The sequence below is a fragment of the Pseudomonas koreensis genome (assembly GCF_036668835.1).
GTDB lineage: Bacteria > Pseudomonadota > Gammaproteobacteria > Pseudomonadales > Pseudomonadaceae > Aquipseudomonas > Aquipseudomonas koreensis_I.
Genome location: NZ_JAZEVW010000003.1, coordinates 602,318 through 617,429, shown reverse-complemented (window position 1 = coordinate 617,429; position 15,112 = coordinate 602,318). Strand labels below are relative to the sequence as shown.

The window sequence follows — 15,112 nt, the reverse complement described above, 5'->3', positions numbered from 1 at the left end:
CTACAAGCTACAAGCCTGTCCGCTTTTAGCTTGCAGCTTGAGGCTCGAAACTTGAAGCTGCCGTTTACATCCCATGCGCGCGCAGTAGCTTTTCATAGCTCCCATCCGCCTTCATCGCCGCAATCGCCTTGTCGAACCCCGCGATAATCTGTTCATGCTGCGCATTCTTCAGGCTGACCAGTATGTGCAGGCTGTTCTCACTTAGCGGCTTGGGCAGGAATTCCACCGAATTGCGCACCTTGGCTGACTCGCGCGCCAGGTAATACTTGGCCACGTATTCGTCTTCAAGGGTCAACTTGACCCGATCCGCCGCGAGCATGCGCACGCCCATGGCGAAGTTATGCACAGGGACTTTCTGCATCGCCGTATCAGCATCGAATACCGCCGAATAGGCGTAACCGCGCACCACCGCAATCGGATAGGTGTGCAGTTCCTGCAGATTGCTGTAATCGATCGGCGCGTCTTTGCGCTTGAGGAAGCGAATCCGGTTGGTCAGGTATTCGCCGGAGAATTGCCCGTAGCGGGTGCGGTCTTCGTTGTACCAGGCGTTGACCAGCACGTCGTAACGGCCTTCGTCGATGCCGAGCAAGGCCCGCGCCCAAGGCACCTGTTCATAAGTGCTGGCGTACCCGGCCCGGGCCAGCGCCGTGCTGACGATATCGGTGGCGAGCCCGCCGTTGACCAGCGTGTCGTCGGTAAAGGGTGGCCAGTGATCGAATACCAGTCGCAGCTTCTGCGCTGTCGCGTCCTGGCCCAGCAACAGCAGTCCGGTCAAAGCAATGGCTTGAAGCAATCGCGGCATGCTTGAACATCCTCAGCGGGCAACTGCCCGACGTCTTCACGTCAAAAAACCAAGACCCTCTATCGGCAAAACCCAGGCACTAACATTAGCTCATTACAAGCAGTGCACAGCGCTCTTCAGCAGATTACACAAAGTCGGCACGGCTGCGCGAAAGGAATGATGGCATTTTGACCTTTGTCACAGACTCTTACGCCATAAAGACATCTGTGTCGTGTGCGCTTAGTATCGGGCGACACGAACAAGGAATCGGCAAATGACAATCGAGTGGATCTGCAAACATCACAGCGATCTGGGCAAGGAACAGCTGTACGCGCTTCTGAAACTGCGCTCGGAAGTCTTCGTGGTCGAACAGAAATGCGCCTACCCCGATCTCGACGGCCAGGACCTCGACGGCGACACCCACCACCTGATGGGCTGGGAGAACGATCAACTGGTCGCCTATCTGCGCCTGCTGGATCCACAGTCTCAGGGCGGTGACGTGGTGATCGGCCGCGTTGTCACGGCACCGGCCGGTCGCGGCAAAGGGTTGGGGCACAGGATGATGGAGCAGGCGCTGAAACAGGCCGAGAAACATTGGCCGCAGGTGCCGATCTATTTGTCGGCGCAGGCGCACCTGCAGGGATATTACGGCAAGTACGGGTTTGTCGTGGCGGGTGAGGAATATCTCGAGGATGACATTCCACATATCGGCATGCGTCGCGCCTGAACAGCCCTCACCCTAGCCCTCTCCCAGAGGGAGAGGGGACCGACCGGGTTGTCTGCCGCTATCCGCCGACCTGAAAAACTGCGTCGAATGGATTCAAAACAAACTTTCAGGCCGGAGATTTTCTCAAATATCCCCCTATCAGTCCCCTCTCCCTCTGGGAGAGGGTTAGGGTGAGGGGCTCTTAGGGATACTCCAGCACAGCCTTGATCTGCCGCAAATTGCGCTCGATCCAGCCCCGATCAATCGCCCCCCAATCACGAATCCGGTAGCGCCCGGCATGATTGCGCGCGCCCTCTTGCTGCTCGAACTCGCAGACGATATCCAGATCCGCCAGCGCCGCGATCGTATCCTGCGCCGTGCGCCGGGGCATGCCGGTGACTTCGGTCAGCGCCGGCACGCTCGGCGCCAGGCCGCTGTCGATCAGGTACGCCACAAACAGGCGGCGATAGAAACTGCTCTTGGTCTTGCTGACGTCCATTCGCCTCTTCCTGATAGCTGATCAAGCCTGCATGTCGCGCCAGGTCAGGTATACACGCAGATCAAACTCGATCTGGTGATACCCCGGCAGCATGTGCTCGCACAATTTATAGAACGCCTTGTTATGGTCGGACTCCTTGAAGTGCGCCAGTTCGTGCACGACGATCATTTTCAGAAAGTCCGGCGCAGCGTCCTTGAACAACGAGGCGATGCGAATCTCTTTCTTGGCCTTGAGCTTGCCGCCCTGCACCCGCGACACCGTGCTGTGCAGGCCGAGCGCGCGGTGGGTCAGGTCGAGGCGGTTGTCGAACAGCACCTTGTCGATGGCCGGCGCATTGCGCAGGTATTCCTGCTTCAGCTCCAGCGCAAAGCTGTACAACGCCTTGTCGCTCTGCACGTCGTGCCGGCCCGAATAGCGTTGATCGAGGTATTCGCCCAGCCGCCCTTCGGCGATCAACTGGCGCACCTGCTCCTGCAAACGTTCGGGATAGGCCTGGAGGTACTTCAATGCAGTCATGAACGGGTAGCACGGTTGGCAAAAAGGTGCGCCAGTGTAGCGAATTCAACCGGCCAGCGCGCCCCAGTCAAACGGCTCGGCGAAGCTGGCCGCGTCCTCGGCGATCAACGGCCGCGCCACCAGGAAACCCTGCACATACTCGCAGCCATGGGCTTGCAACCACTGATATTGCTCGACGGTTTCCACCCCTTCGGCGATCACCAGCAAACCGTATTGTTTGCACAGACTGATTACCGTACTGACCAGCGAGGCGTCGCGGGGCGAATCAGGCAAACGGGCGATCAAATGGCGATCGAGCTTGAGCGTATCCAGCTCAAGATCGCGCAGATGCGCCAACGAGCAGGGCCCGGAACCGAAATCATCGAGCGCCACGCGCACGCCGAGATTACGCAGCAAGCGCAACTGTTTGCGGGTTTCGTCAGGGTTCTGCATCAAGGCTTCTTCGGTGACCTCGACCTCCAGTTGCCTCGGCTGCAAGGCGTGACGCTCCATCACCTGACGCAACTCGGTAACCAGATTCGGCAGGCTGAACTGGGTGTTGCTCAAACTCACACCCAACACCAGATCATCGGCAAACAGGCTTTCCCAGGCTTTACGCTGCCCGGCGCCGCGATGATAAATCCAGCTGCCGAGGCGACTGATCAGCCGCGCCTCTTCCAGCAGCGGCAGAAACAGCCCCGGCGGAACATCGCCGACGCTTGGGTGCTGCCAGCGCAGCAACGCCTCGAAACCGCGGATCTGGCCGCTGCCGATGGCCACTTGCGGCTGATAGACCAGATTGAAATCACGATTCTCGATGGCGGCGCGCACGCTTTCTTCGAGCATCAGCCGTGAACGCGCACGGCCGTTCATTTCGTGATCGTAGAAGCGATATTGCTGACGCCCGGCGCGCTTGGCTTCGTACATCGCAATATCGGAAGCGCGCAATAAACCGTCGAGGTTCGAGCCGCAGTCCGGGTACGTGGCGATGCCGATGCTCGCGCCCAGGACGATATCCAGACCTTCGATCTGTTGACAGATCGATACACGCTCGATGAGTTTTTCCGCTATCTTCGCCGCCTGCTCGGGAAACTCCAGATCGAGCAGCGCAGTGAACTCATCACCGCCCATGCGCGCCAAAATGTCGAACGGCCGCAGGCAGGCTTTCAATTGTTCGGAAACCCAGCGCAGCACCCGATCGCCGGCATCGTGACCAAGGGAGTCGTTGACCCGTTTGAAGCCGTCGAGATCCAGATACAGCAGCACCCAACTGCTGTCGCTGCGCTCGCCGCGCAACAGCAGGTTTTCCACGGTCTGGTAGAAGCCGCGACGGTTGAGCAGGCCCGTCAGCGGATCGGTCACGGCCTGGAATTCCAGCTGCTGATGCAGGTGGCGCACCACCGACATGTCGAGCACGGTCACCACCATCGCATGCTGCTCGGACGGCAGCGCGGCGCAGGACAACGCAACCGGCACTTGCTGGCCCGGCGCCGTACGCAGCAAGGCATCGTGCAGCCGCAAGGTCTCGCCACGTTTATAGCCGGCATAGAACTCGGAATCAGCCCATACCGGTATGTGCGGCTTCTGCAGGAAATCGAGAAACTCCTTACCTTCCAGTTCCTTCACCGGCGCGTTGAGCAAGCGCGAAATCGCCGGGTTGGCAAAGCGGATCAAACCATCCTCGCCGAGCACCAGAATGCCTTCGGCAGCGTTGTCCAGCACCGAGGCGTTAAATGCCCGCGCTACTTCCAGATCATGACTCAGACGCTGCAACGCACGGCGGTTGCGCTGGTGCTCCAGCAACGCCTGTACCTTGGGCTTGAGGATCTGCGGGTCGAAAGGCTTGAACAGGTAATCCACCGCGCCACTGGCATAGCCCTTGATCACGGCGTCCTGGGATTGCTCGTTGGCGGTGAGGAAGATGATCGGCGTCAGCCGTGTGCGCTGGCTGCCGCGCATCAACCGCGCCACTTCGAAGCCGTCCATGCCCGGCATCTGCACATCCAGCAGCACCAGGTCGACGTCCTGTTCGAGCAGGATATTCAGCGCCTCGAAACCGGAGGCGGCGGTGATCACATACCAATCCTGGCGCTGTAGCAACGCGCGCATGCTGATCAGGTTTTCAGGGTAATCATCAACGATCAAAAGGACAGAGCTGCCTTCACCTGGCTGGGGTTGCGCGCATTCCATGCTGCTTCTCTTTTCGGGACCGTTGCCGGCAAAAACGTAGACGTACTGAGCCTTCACTCTAGACGCGGATCGGTGAAAGCAGAAGCTGTCATCCCGCCATCATCCAAATAATGCTCAACTCAGCCGACTAACGGTCACCGCTACAGCCCCCGAAAACCGGGCGGGATGGCATTTCGACAGGACTTTGACGTCAAGTAATCGCCGGGCGGGCATTAACAAAAAACGCCGCTACGCTTATAAAGACGCCCGAAAACGCACGGGCTAGAGCTTCTGGCACCGACGTTCCGGATGAATTGAGTGGAAGAACCGTCATGATCGATCTCGCAACCTGGAACCTCAGCGTTCCTGTTGGCAGCCCGCCGTACACCGTCGAAACCTCGAAACTGGTGGATGGCTTCAAGGATCAGTACTTCCATTCCGACACCGGCACCTTGTTCTTCTGGTCACCGGTGACCGGCTCGAAAACCGAAAACGCCATCTACCCGCGCACCGAACTGCGCGAAACCTTCAGCAACGGCACCCTGCGCAACTGGTACTACCCGGACGCCGACAACCAGCTGCGCGCGACCCTCACCGTGAACAAAGTGCCGAGCTCCGGCAAGATCGTCATCGGCCAGATCCACGCTTACGAAAGCCAGCGGCCCATGGTCAAACTCGAATATCAGTACAAGACCAAAACCGAAACCGGCAACCTGGTGATCAAAGTGCGCATGCGCCCCGATGACGCCGAAAGCCGCGTTATCACACTCGCTACCGGGATCAAGCTCGACCGCGAATTCAACTACCTCATCCACCTCAGCCCCGGCGGCGCGCTGGGAGTGAGCGCGGCGGGCTATCAGTGGGATTCACAGATCAGCGCGACGTGGCGGGACAAGCCGTTGTACTTCAAGGCTGGGGTGTATGTGCAGGACAACACCGGGTATACGAGTGAGGGTGGGCAGGTGACGTTTTCGAAGCTGGATATTGATCACGATAAATAGCTACCTGGGGCAGATTTCATTCGCTTCACTTGTAGGAGTGAGCCTGCTCGCGATAGCGGTGTGTCATTTAATATTCATGTATCTGAACCAACGCCATCGCGAGCAGGCTCACTCCTACAGGGGATCAGCTGCGTGTCACAGACTGGACCACATTATTTCGATGGCTGAGGTATTGCGAATCCAGTCTGCATGATGATTTTCTGCGTCGCCATCGAGCGATAACGCAAGAGTTACAGGTTGGGTATTCAAGCTCACGCGTCGACGAGAGCGGAGGTCTCGATAGAACCATTCACTCTTAAACATGCATAGAAAAAATATAAAAACTGTCAGATATTACAGCTGACGCCCCGCACTGGTTAAGCCAAGCTATTCAAGCAATAGCTATTTAAGAATTTAATCAAGGATCTACATATATAACTTAATTAGGAGACATACCCAATGTCACACTCAGACATGCTCGGCACCTACAACTCCCGCCCAGATGCGCTTCGACTTGGGATCGCCACGATGGACGAGAAAACCGGGAAATTCACAGGCACATTTATAGCTCCTAACGGTGACAACCTAAATATAAGCGGATGGTTTAATTTCAACGATGAGAAAAAACGCACCGATTTAACATTTAGCACCTCCGCAGCCGAGTGGAAATTCTACGCTAATTATAATTACGACAATCAGAAGTACTTTGAAGAGTGGATCGGTGACGAGTACAGAGACAAAGGCCTAGATGTTACCGGGCATTGGACTTTTTATAAAGATTTGTCAGAACCAAGCAGTGGTACAAACTTTGGATATACCACTGCTGCTAAAAGCCTTTGATAACAAAAAAAAGAGCACAAAGTTATTTAAATCCGATTATGTTCAATGTCTCCTTGAATGACCCTGCTCCAGTGGCGACGGAGCTTGCTCCCGCTGAACCGCGTAGCAAGTCCCGCTTTTTAGGGCCGCTTTGCGCGTCAACAGGAGCAGCTCCCCGCCACAGGTTAAACATCACCAGTCGGACATTTTTAAACGCCGATGTTTAACGACTCCAGCCGTTACTTCCAGATGCCTACAACAGCTTGCGCCGTTGCCTACCACTGCGCCAGAATCCGCCGGCTTGTGCGCTTGGCGGGCTATCGGTAATTTGATTCGCGTCACTGATTTACAGTGATCGGGTTTAGTAGCCCGGGGTTACGCGAAGCGTATGTGCATCCGTTCAGTCAGGTATTTCTACGCCTGCGCTTGATGGTAGCTGTACGCAGGGCGCCTTCGGGTGCGCCGGTCGCGTCTCCCCGGTCTACTAACCTGCGTTCAGCTGCCACCCTCTTCGTTTAGTAGCGATCCGGTGTCGGTTCCTTGCTCGGTGAGTTGGCGGTAAATCAGGCGCTGGATCACGTTGAGTTGAAAGAGTAACAACCGCACAAAAACCGCTTTACGGCGGGTTCTTGATCCAAATGGATTAAATGTTCCGTATACGCGACATTGATCAAACAATGTTTCGGTAGCGCAACATGGACTATGCATTTTTGATCAGCCGCCTCGGCGTGCAAATGCGCGAAAAACGTTTGAATCGAGGCCTGACGCAGGCGCAGCTTGCCGAGCTGGCGGGACTGACACGTTACAAAGTTATCGCGGTGGAGAAAGGTACCCTTTCGGTCGGCATGATCGCTTATGCGCGGCTTTTGGCTGCTCTGGACTGTGAACTCTCGGTTGTTCCAGCAACGATGCCAACCCTTGAAGAGGTTGGTGATTTATTTGAATGAAAACGACCTCTCTTACTTAGCGCAAGAAAATCCCGCCCACAAAAAACCCGCCTCTCGGCGGGTTTCTTTTAAATCAGCTCAACACTCAGGCTCAGTTGACCTTAGCGTTCAACTCACCCTTCAGATAACGCTGGTACATCGCTTCCAGCGAGATCGGTTTGATCTTCGAAGCATTACCGGCGGTACCGAACGCTTCATAACGCGCGATGCACACGTCACGCATTGCAGTCACGGTGGCGCCGAAGAACTTACGTGGATCGAATTCGCTCGGGTTGGTGGCCATCAGGCGACGCATGGCGCCGGTGGACGCCAGGCGCAGGTCGGTGTCGATGTTGACCTTGCGCACGCCGTGCTTGATGCCTTCGACGATTTCTTCAACCGGCACGCCGTAGGTTTCTTTGATGTCGCCGCCGTACTGGTTGATGATCGCCAGCCACTCTTGTGGCACCGAGGACGAACCGTGCATCACCAGGTGGGTGTTCGGGATGCGTTTGTGGATTTCCTTGATGCGGTCGATTGCCAGCACGTCGCCGGTGGGTGGCTTGGTGAACTTGTAGGCGCCGTGGCTGGTGCCGATGGCGATGGCCAGGGCGTCGACCTGAGTGCGCTTGACGAAGTCAGCGGCTTCTTCCGGGTCGGTCAGCATCTGGCTGTGATCCAGAACGCCTTCGGCGCCGATGCCGTCTTCTTCACCGGCCATGCCGGTTTCCAGCGAACCCAGGCAGCCCAGCTCGCCTTCTACCGAAACGCCGCAGGCGTGGGCCATGGCTACGGTTTGTTGGGTAACGCGGACGTTGTAGTCGTAGTCGGTCGGGGTCTTGCCGTCCTCGCCCAGCGAGCCGTCCATCATCACCGAGCTGAAGCCCAGTTGAATCGAACGCTGGCAGACGTCAGGGCTGGTGCCGTGATCCTGGTGCATGCACACCGGAATGTGCGGGAATTCTTCGATCGCCGCCAGGATCAGGTGACGCAGGAAAGGCGCGCCGGCGTATTTGCGGGCGCCGGCCGAAGCCTGAACGATCACCGGGGAGTCAGTCTTGTCAGCGGCTTCCATGATGGCGCGCATCTGCTCAAGGTTGTTGACGTTGAAGGCTGGAACGCCGTAGCCGAATTCGGCTGCGTGGTCCAGCATCTGGCGCATGCTGATAAGTGCCATTGTGTGTGTCTCTCCCGGTTGAGGGTCGTTGATCGTGCCAGCCTGCCGGAGCGGCGGCGGCTATTCAAGTGATTGCAGATCGGGGGTTGAGGCCCGGTCTGGTGATTCGATAAAGCAAATTCTTCGGAACTGCGCAGAACCCTGTGGGAGCGAGCTTGCTCGCGAATGCATTTCAACAGTCAACATTGATGCAAGCTGATCCGCCGCTTTCGCGAGCAAGCTCGCTCCCACAGTTGGATCTGTTTCCACATTGGTCCTGCGGTGTTGCAATTATTCGGCCTTGCAGCCCCGGCCAATCAGGTCATTTGTGGCGACCCAGTACACCAGGCCTTCGTCACCCTTGACGTGAAACGCCAGCATGCCATCGCTGTACAGCGTGCCCGAGGCGCCCGGCTCTTCTTTCAGGCGATAGACCTGATCGCCGCCGCCCAGTCGCACATCGACTTCCTTCTGGCCGGCATCGGCGTAACGCCACAGCACTTTGGCTTGGCTGTCGCAGGTCCAGGTGGTCCAGTTGTCCGCAGGGGCGGATGACTGAAACAGGTTCAACTGCGCGCAACCGCCCAACAATGCCAACGCCGCAATGGCGATCAAGCCTTTCATCCGTGTTCCTCGACTGACGGCGCACGCCGCCAGCCCTGAGTTAAGAGTCAGACCCGTCAAGGACAACCATGTTCCTTGGCCGGGGTTTGCGTCTCGTATTTCTCCAGGCCGTCCGGCCCGGAACGCTTGTTCAGCACCGGATTGGTTTCGGCCTGCCAGTCGGCCTGGTAACAGCCTTTCTGCGGCTCGCTCGGTGCCGGCGTGGCTTCGGCCTTGGGATTGCTCCCGCAGGCTGCCAGCGTAGCGGTCAGCAACAACAGCGCTAACGACTTGACCATGTAAACACTCCTTTGCCTGGCCAAACGGGCGGCCTCAGGCCTTGGCCCGGCTTTCCAGGACTTCAACGGCCGGCAGCACTTTGCCCTCGACGAATTCGAGGAACGCGCCACCACCGGTAGAAATGTAGGAGATCTGTTCAGCCACGCCATATTTATCGATCGCCGCCAACGTGTCGCCACCGCCAGCAATCGAGAACGCCGAGCTTTCGGCGATGGCTTGAGCCAGCACTTTGGTGCCGTTGCCGAACTGGTCGAATTCGAACACGCCGACCGGACCGTTCCACAGAATGGTTTTAGACGATTTCAGCAGTTCGGCGAAGTTGGCCGCGGTTTGCGGGCCGATATCCAGAATCATGTCGTCAGCCGCGACGTCAGCGATCAGTTTGACCGTGGCTTCGGCGGTTTCGGCGAATTCCTTGGCAACCACCACGTCAACCGGCAGCGGCACGCTGACCTTGGCAGCGATGGCGCGCGCGGTGTCGAGCAGATCCGGTTCGTACAGCGATTTGCCTACCGGGTGACCGGCCGCCGCGAGGAAAGTATTGGCGATGCCGCCGCCAACGATCAGTTGATCGCAGATCTGGCTCAGGCTGTTGAGCACGTCGAGTTTTGTCGAGACCTTGGACCCGGCCACGATGGCCGCCATTGGCTTGGCCGGTGCGCCGAGGGCTTTGCCCAGTGCGTCCAGTTCAGCGGCGAGCAACGGGCCAGCGGCTGCGACTTTGGCGAATTTAGCTACGCCGTGGGTCGAACCTTCGGCGCGGTGAGCAGTACCGAAAGCGTCCATCACGAACACGTCGCACAGGGCCGCGTATTGCTGGGCCAGTTCGTCGGCGTTCTTTTTCTCGCCTTTGTTGAAGCGTACGTTTTCGAACAGCACGATGTCGCCGGCCTTGACGTCAACACCGCCCAGGTAATCAGCCACCAGCGGCACTTCGCGGCCCAGGGCCTTGCTCAGGTAGTCGGCGACAGGCTTGAGGCTGTTCTCGGCAGAGAACTCGCCTTCGGTCGGACGGCCCAGGTGCGAGCAGACCATCACGGCCGCGCCTTTTTCCAGGGCCAGCTTGATGGTCGGCAGCGAAGCCAGGATTCGCGCGTCGCTGGTGACCACACCGTCCTTGACTGGGACGTTGAGGTCTTCGCGGATCAATACGCGCTTGCCTTGCAGATCGAGGTCGGACATCTTCAACACGGTCATGGGTCGCACTTCCTACGGTTTTTTTGAAGTTGCTGTTTGCAGATAGTGGTCTGCAACGTCCAGCATTCGGTTGGCAAAACCCCACTCGTTGTCGAACCAGGCCAGGATGTTCACCAGCCTTGGGCCGGAAACACGGGTCTGACTGGCATCGACAATGGCCGAGTGTGGGTCATGGTTGAAATCACAACTGGCGTGCGGCAACTCGGTATAGGCCAAAAGCCCCTTGAGCGGACCGCTGGTGGCGGCGTCGCGCAGGATCCGGTTGATCTCGTTGGCGTCGGTCGCCGTGGCGGTCTGCATCGTGATATCGAGGCAGGACACGTTGACCGTCGGCACGCGTACCGCTTTGGCCTGAATTCGCCCGGCAAGTTCCGGCAGCAGGCGCTCGATACCGCGCGCCAGACCAGTGGACACCGGGATCACCGACTGAAACGCCGAACGGGTGCGGCGCAGGTCTTCGTGATGGTAGGCGTCGATCACTGGCTGATCGTTCATCGCCGAGTGAATGGTGGTGATCGACACGTAATCCAGGCCAATCGCCTTGTCGAGCAGACGCAACAGCGGCACGCCGCAGTTGGTGGTGCAGGACGCGTTGGACACCAGCCGTTCATCACCGGTCAGGCAATCCTGATTGACCCCGTAAACGATAGTGGCGTCGACATCCGCCTCGCTGGCCATCGGCTGCGAGAACAACACGCGTGGCGCGCCAGCATCGAGAAAGCGCTGGCCGTCTTCACGGGTGTTATAGGCACCGGAGCATTCGAGCACCAGATCGACGCCCAGCGACGCCCAATCGATGCCTTCGGGAGTGGCACTGCGCAGGACCTTCACGCAGTCGCCATTAATATGCAGACAATCGCCTTCCACGCGCACTTCGCCGGGAAAACGGCCGTGGGTGGAGTCAAAGCGTGTCAGGTATTCGATGCTGGCCATGTCGGCCAGATCGTTGATCGCGACAATTTCAAACCCGGCTTTCTCGCCTCGCTCGAACAACGCACGCAAAACGCAACGACCAATGCGGCCGTAGCCGTTGAGTGCAACTTTGTAGGGACGCGGTTGAGGCATGGGGTTCTCGATTACCGTGGTGAGTCATGCAGTGCGATGTTGCCCGGGCCACCGCTTTCGCGAGCAAGCTCGCTCCCACATGGGCAGTGTATAACCCTGTGGGAGCGAGCTTGCTCGCGAAGGCGTCAGCTCAGACGACATCTTTTCTGGATCAGTCTTCCAGCAGCTCTTCCGCCTGACCCAGGATGTTTTCCAGGGTGAAGCCGAACTCTTCGAACAGTGCCGAAGCCGGCGCCGATTCGCCGTAGGTGGTCATGCCGATCACGCGGCCTTCCAGACCGACGTACTTGAACCAGAAATCGGCGTGGGCCGCTTCGATGGCGATACGCGCACCCACCTGCAACGGCAGCACCGATTGCTTGTAGCTGGCGTCCTGCGCATCGAACACGCTGGTGCACGGCATCGAAACCACGCGAACCTTGCGGCCCTGCTCGGTCAGTTTGTCGAAGGCCTGAACGGCCAGGCCGACTTCCGAACCGGTGGCGATCAGGATCAGCTCAGGCTCGCCGGCGCAGTCCTTCAACACGTAGCCGCCGCGGCTGATGTCGGCAATCTGGCCGGCATCGCGCTCCTGGTGTTGCAGATTCTGACGCGAGAAGATCAGCGCCGATGGGCCGTCCTTGCGCTCCAGTGCGTTTTTCCACGCGACAGCCGATTCAACAGCATCGGCTGGACGCCAGGTGTCGAGGTTCGGCGTGGTGCGCAGGCTGGTCAGTTGCTCGATCGGCTGGTGTGTCGGGCCGTCTTCGCCCAGACCGATGGAGTCGTGGGTGTAGACGTGGATCACACGCTTCTTCATCAGCGCCGACATGCGCACCGCGTTGCGGGCGTATTCCATGAACATCAGGAAGGTTGCGCCGTACGGCACCAGACCGCCGTGCAGGGTCACACCGTTCATGATCGCGGTCATGCCGAATTCGCGCACGCCGTAGTACATGTAGTTGCCGCTGGCATCTTCAGCGTTGACGCCCTTGCAACCTTTCCACAGGGTCAGGTTGGAACCGGCCAGGTCAGCCGAACCGCCGAGCAGTTCCGGCAGCAGCGGGCCGAACGCGTTCAGGGTGTTCTGGCTGGCTTTACGGCTGGCGATGGTTTCGCCCTTGGCCGCGACTTCGGCAATGTAAGCCGAGGCTTTTTCCGAGAAGTCGGCTGGCAGCTCGCCGCTCAGGCGACGGACCAGCTCGTTGGCTTCGCTCGGGAACGCTGCGGAGTAAGCAGCGAAACGCTGGTCCCACTCGGCTTCGGCGGCGCGGCCTTTTTCCTTGGCGTCCCATTCGGCGTAAATGTCGGCCGGGATTTCGAAAGGACCGTAGTTCCAGTTCAGCGCCTGACGGGTCAGGGCGATTTCCGCGTCACCCAGCGGGGCGCCGTGGCAGTCTTCCTTGCCTTGCTTGTTCGGCGAACCGAAACCGATGGTGGTCTTGCAGCAGATCAGCGTCGGCAGCGGGCTCTTGCGCGCGGTGTCGATGGCAGTCTTGATCTCTTCCGGGTCGTGACCGTCAACGTTGCGGATCACTTGCCAGTTGTAGGCTTCGAAACGCTTTGGCGTGTCGTCGGTGAACCAGCCTTCGACTTCGCCGTCGATGGAGATGCCGTTGTCATCGTAGAAGGCGATCAGCTTGCCCAGACCCAGAGTACCGGCCAGGGACGCGACTTCGTGGGAAATGCCTTCCATCATGCAGCCATCACCGAGGAACACGTAGGTGTGGTGGTCGACAATGTCGTGGCCAGGACGGTTGAACTGCGCACCCAGAACCTTTTCTGCCAAGGCAAAACCGACAGCGTTGGCCAGACCCTGACCCAGCGGGCCGGTGGTGGTTTCAACGCCCGGGGTGTAACCGAATTCCGGGTGGCCAGGGGTGCGGCTGTGCAGTTGACGGAACTGCTTGAGGTCGTCGATCGACAGGTCGTAACCGGTCAGGTGCAGCAGCGAGTAGATCAACATCGAGCCGTGGCCGTTAGACAGCACGAAGCGGTCACGGTCGGCGAACGACGGGTTGCTCGGGTTGTGCTTGAGGTAGTCGCGCCACAGCACTTCGGCGATATCTGCCATACCCATGGGGGCACCGGGATGGCCGCTGTTGGCTTTTTGCACGGCATCCATGCTGAGGGCACGAATGGCGTTGGCACGCTCACGACGGCTAGGCATCGCTGATCTCCTGGGTGTGAATAGATTGAAACGGAAAAAAGGAGGGCATTTTCCCTCACCCATGCGCCTCGGGGCAATGACAGATAGTGATCCGGAGGCGTTTTTCCAATCGATAGCGCCGGTTTCTGCTGGTGAAACCTTTCCGCTGCTGTTTTGTAGAGACCACCGTCCGATGAGAAGTGCCATTTATCGAGCAATATCAAAACTTTTTGATATTGACCTTGCGATGCCCCCTCACCGTCTCTAGACTGCCAGCCCTATGAACCTACGCGTGCCTTCCATTCGCCATGACGATTGCGACGAGCTGGCGGCCCTGTGCAAGGCCGGCGGCGATCCGTTGCGGCTGAATGTCTTGCGCGCGCTGGCCAACGATTCATTCGGCGTGCTGGAGCTGGCGCAGATTTTCGGCATCGGTCAGTCCGGTATGAGCCACCACCTTAAAGTGTTGGCGCAGGCCGATCTGGTGGCGACCCGGCGTGAAGGCAACGCGATTTTCTATCGTCGCGCCCTGCCCCATACCGAATTGCTCGGCGGCAAGCTGCACGCGGCGTTGCTGGAAGAAGTCGACGATCTGGCGCTGCCGGACGACGTGCAAACGCGGATCGAACAGGTCCACGGGCAACGCGCCGCCGCCAGTCAGGATTTTTTCGCCCGGGTTGCGGAGAAGTTTCGCGCCCAGCAGGATTTGATCGCCGGTCTGCCGCAGTACCGCGACAGCGTGCTGGCGCTGCTCGACAAGCTGAACTTCAATGGTGCCGCCACGGCCATCGAAGTCGGCCCCGGCGACGGGGCTTTTCTGCCGGAACTGGCGCGTCGTTTTGCCAGCGTGACTGCGCTGGACAACAGCCCGGCGATGCTCGAACTGGCGCGTCAGGTCTGCGAACGTGAACAGCTGGCTAACGTCAGCCTGCAATTGGCCGATGCATTGAACGGCAGTAGCGTTCAGGCCGATTGCGTGGTGTTGAACATGGTGTTGCACCATTTCGCCGCCCCGGCCGATGCGCTCAGGCACATGGCCGACCTGCTGCAACCGGGCGGTAGCCTGCTCGTGACAGAGTTATGTAGCCACAACCAGAGTTGGGCCAGGGAGGCCTGCGGTGATCTCTGGCTGGGGTTTGAACAGGACGATCTGGCCCGTTGGGCCACCGCTGCGGGACTCGTTCCCGGGGAAAGCCTCTATGTAGGCTTACGTAATGGTTTCCAGATCCAGGTCCGCCATTTTCAGCGACCGGCTGGCGACACTCACCATCGGTAAATTCAGGAAAAC

At 58.8% G+C, this 15,112-nt stretch carries 15 protein-coding genes; 5 read left to right on the top strand and 10 right to left on the bottom strand.

Features of this window, described 5'->3' with window-relative positions; translation table 11 throughout:
• Window positions 1-64 precede the first annotated feature (64 nt).
• Window positions 65-802, bottom strand: a complete 738-nt coding sequence (locus tag V6F91_RS12075; RefSeq protein ID WP_332764638.1) for a substrate-binding periplasmic protein — start codon at window positions 800-802, stop codon at window positions 65-67.
• Window positions 803-1,055: 253 nt separating this feature from the next.
• Between V6F91_RS12075 and V6F91_RS12070 the strand changes: the two genes are divergently transcribed.
• Entirely contained in the window at window positions 1,056-1,508 is a 453-nt protein-coding gene (locus V6F91_RS12070; RefSeq protein ID WP_332764636.1) for a GNAT family N-acetyltransferase, read from the top strand.
• Window positions 1,509-1,689: 181 nt separating this feature from the next.
• On the opposite strand, the gene V6F91_RS12065 is transcribed toward V6F91_RS12070, so the two are convergent.
• From V6F91_RS12065 to V6F91_RS12055, 3 genes are read right to left on the bottom strand one after another with little or no spacing between them, the layout of a single operon-like run.
• Entirely contained in the window at window positions 1,690-1,986 is a 297-nt protein-coding gene (locus tag V6F91_RS12065) for a winged helix-turn-helix domain-containing protein (RefSeq protein ID WP_332764634.1), read from the bottom strand.
• 21 nt (window positions 1,987-2,007) lie between these two features.
• Window positions 2,008-2,502, bottom strand: a complete 495-nt coding sequence (locus V6F91_RS12060; protein ID WP_332764632.1) for a M48 family metallopeptidase — start codon at window positions 2,500-2,502, stop codon at window positions 2,008-2,010.
• Window positions 2,503-2,547: 45 nt separating this feature from the next.
• Entirely contained in the window at window positions 2,548-4,671 is a 2,124-nt protein-coding gene (locus tag V6F91_RS12055; protein ID WP_332764630.1) for a putative bifunctional diguanylate cyclase/phosphodiesterase, read from the bottom strand.
• Window positions 4,672-4,982: 311 nt separating this feature from the next.
• Here V6F91_RS12055 and V6F91_RS12050 point away from each other — a divergent pair, with 311 nt between their 5' ends.
• The 3 genes from V6F91_RS12050 to V6F91_RS12040 all read left to right on the top strand — a co-directional run bounded on the left by V6F91_RS12050 (window position 4,983) and on the right by V6F91_RS12040 (window position 7,396).
• The gene (locus V6F91_RS12050; RefSeq protein WP_332764628.1) at window positions 4,983-5,651 is read left to right on the top strand and encodes a polysaccharide lyase family 7 protein; all 669 of its coding nucleotides are present in this window, start codon (window positions 4,983-4,985) and stop codon (window positions 5,649-5,651) included.
• Between the two features lie 507 nt (window positions 5,652-6,158).
• A complete protein-coding gene (locus V6F91_RS12045) occupies window positions 6,159-6,470 on the top strand; it encodes a hypothetical protein (RefSeq protein WP_332764625.1) in 312 nt (103 codons plus the stop codon).
• Between the two features lie 674 nt (window positions 6,471-7,144).
• The gene (locus V6F91_RS12040) at window positions 7,145-7,396 is read left to right on the top strand and encodes a helix-turn-helix domain-containing protein (RefSeq protein ID WP_332764623.1); all 252 of its coding nucleotides are present in this window, start codon (window positions 7,145-7,147) and stop codon (window positions 7,394-7,396) included.
• 91 nt (window positions 7,397-7,487) lie between these two features.
• Here V6F91_RS12040 and fba read toward each other — a convergent pair whose 3' ends face one another.
• The 6 genes from fba to tkt form a co-directional block, all read right to left on the bottom strand.
• Window positions 7,488-8,552 (bottom strand): class II fructose-bisphosphate aldolase, encoded by a 1,065-nt coding sequence (gene fba / locus V6F91_RS12035; RefSeq protein WP_008081027.1) that lies wholly within the window; start codon window positions 8,550-8,552, stop codon window positions 7,488-7,490.
• Window positions 8,553-8,822: 270 nt separating this feature from the next.
• Entirely contained in the window at window positions 8,823-9,155 is a 333-nt protein-coding gene (locus V6F91_RS12030) for an MliC family protein (protein WP_093097536.1), read from the bottom strand.
• Between the two features lie 56 nt (window positions 9,156-9,211).
• Window positions 9,212-9,433, bottom strand: a complete 222-nt coding sequence (locus tag V6F91_RS12025; RefSeq protein ID WP_208939443.1) for a hypothetical protein — start codon at window positions 9,431-9,433, stop codon at window positions 9,212-9,214.
• 34 nt (window positions 9,434-9,467) lie between these two features.
• Complete coding sequence (locus V6F91_RS12020; protein WP_090287056.1) at window positions 9,468-10,631, bottom strand: phosphoglycerate kinase; 1,164 nt, start codon at window positions 10,629-10,631, stop codon at window positions 9,468-9,470.
• 12 nt (window positions 10,632-10,643) lie between these two features.
• On the bottom strand, window positions 10,644-11,696 hold the full coding sequence (gene epd / locus V6F91_RS12015) for an erythrose-4-phosphate dehydrogenase (RefSeq protein ID WP_093097532.1): 1,053 nt from the start codon (window positions 11,694-11,696) through the stop codon (window positions 10,644-10,646).
• 151 nt (window positions 11,697-11,847) lie between these two features.
• Window positions 11,848-13,845: a transketolase gene (gene tkt / locus V6F91_RS12010; protein WP_332764614.1), complete on the bottom strand. Its 1,998-nt coding sequence runs from the start codon at window positions 13,843-13,845 to the stop codon at window positions 11,848-11,850.
• A 259-nt stretch (window positions 13,846-14,104) separates the two neighbouring features.
• Between tkt and V6F91_RS12005 the strand changes: the two genes are divergently transcribed.
• On the top strand, window positions 14,105-15,100 hold the full coding sequence (locus V6F91_RS12005) for an ArsR/SmtB family transcription factor (protein WP_203419812.1): 996 nt from the start codon (window positions 14,105-14,107) through the stop codon (window positions 15,098-15,100).
• The last annotated feature ends 12 nt before the right edge of the window (window positions 15,101-15,112 follow it).

Coding starts and splice junctions, on each gene's coding strand:
- V6F91_RS12075 (WP_332764638.1), bottom strand. CDS start 802: ATGCCGCGATTGCTTCAAGCCATTGCTTTGACCGGACTGCTGTTGCTG.
- V6F91_RS12070 (WP_332764636.1), top strand. CDS start 1,056: ATGACAATCGAGTGGATCTGCAAACATCACAGCGATCTGGGCAAGGAA.
- V6F91_RS12065 (WP_332764634.1), bottom strand. CDS start 1,986: ATGGACGTCAGCAAGACCAAGAGCAGTTTCTATCGCCGCCTGTTTGTG.
- V6F91_RS12060 (WP_332764632.1), bottom strand. CDS start 2,502: ATGACTGCATTGAAGTACCTCCAGGCCTATCCCGAACGTTTGCAGGAG.
- V6F91_RS12055 (WP_332764630.1), bottom strand. CDS start 4,671: ATGGAATGCGCGCAACCCCAGCCAGGTGAAGGCAGCTCTGTCCTTTTG.
- V6F91_RS12050 (WP_332764628.1), top strand. CDS start 4,983: ATGATCGATCTCGCAACCTGGAACCTCAGCGTTCCTGTTGGCAGCCCG.
- V6F91_RS12045 (WP_332764625.1), top strand. CDS start 6,159: ATGGACGAGAAAACCGGGAAATTCACAGGCACATTTATAGCTCCTAAC.
- V6F91_RS12040 (WP_332764623.1), top strand. CDS start 7,145: ATGGACTATGCATTTTTGATCAGCCGCCTCGGCGTGCAAATGCGCGAA.
- fba (WP_008081027.1), bottom strand. CDS start 8,552: ATGGCACTTATCAGCATGCGCCAGATGCTGGACCACGCAGCCGAATTC.
- V6F91_RS12030 (WP_093097536.1), bottom strand. CDS start 9,155: ATGAAAGGCTTGATCGCCATTGCGGCGTTGGCATTGTTGGGCGGTTGC.
- V6F91_RS12025 (WP_208939443.1), bottom strand. CDS start 9,433: ATGGTCAAGTCGTTAGCGCTGTTGTTGCTGACCGCTACGCTGGCAGCC.
- V6F91_RS12020 (WP_090287056.1), bottom strand. CDS start 10,631: ATGACCGTGTTGAAGATGTCCGACCTCGATCTGCAAGGCAAGCGCGTA.
- epd (WP_093097532.1), bottom strand. CDS start 11,696: ATGCCTCAACCGCGTCCCTACAAAGTTGCACTCAACGGCTACGGCCGC.
- tkt (WP_332764614.1), bottom strand. CDS start 13,845: ATGCCTAGCCGTCGTGAGCGTGCCAACGCCATTCGTGCCCTCAGCATG.
- V6F91_RS12005 (WP_203419812.1), top strand. CDS start 14,105: ATGAACCTACGCGTGCCTTCCATTCGCCATGACGATTGCGACGAGCTG.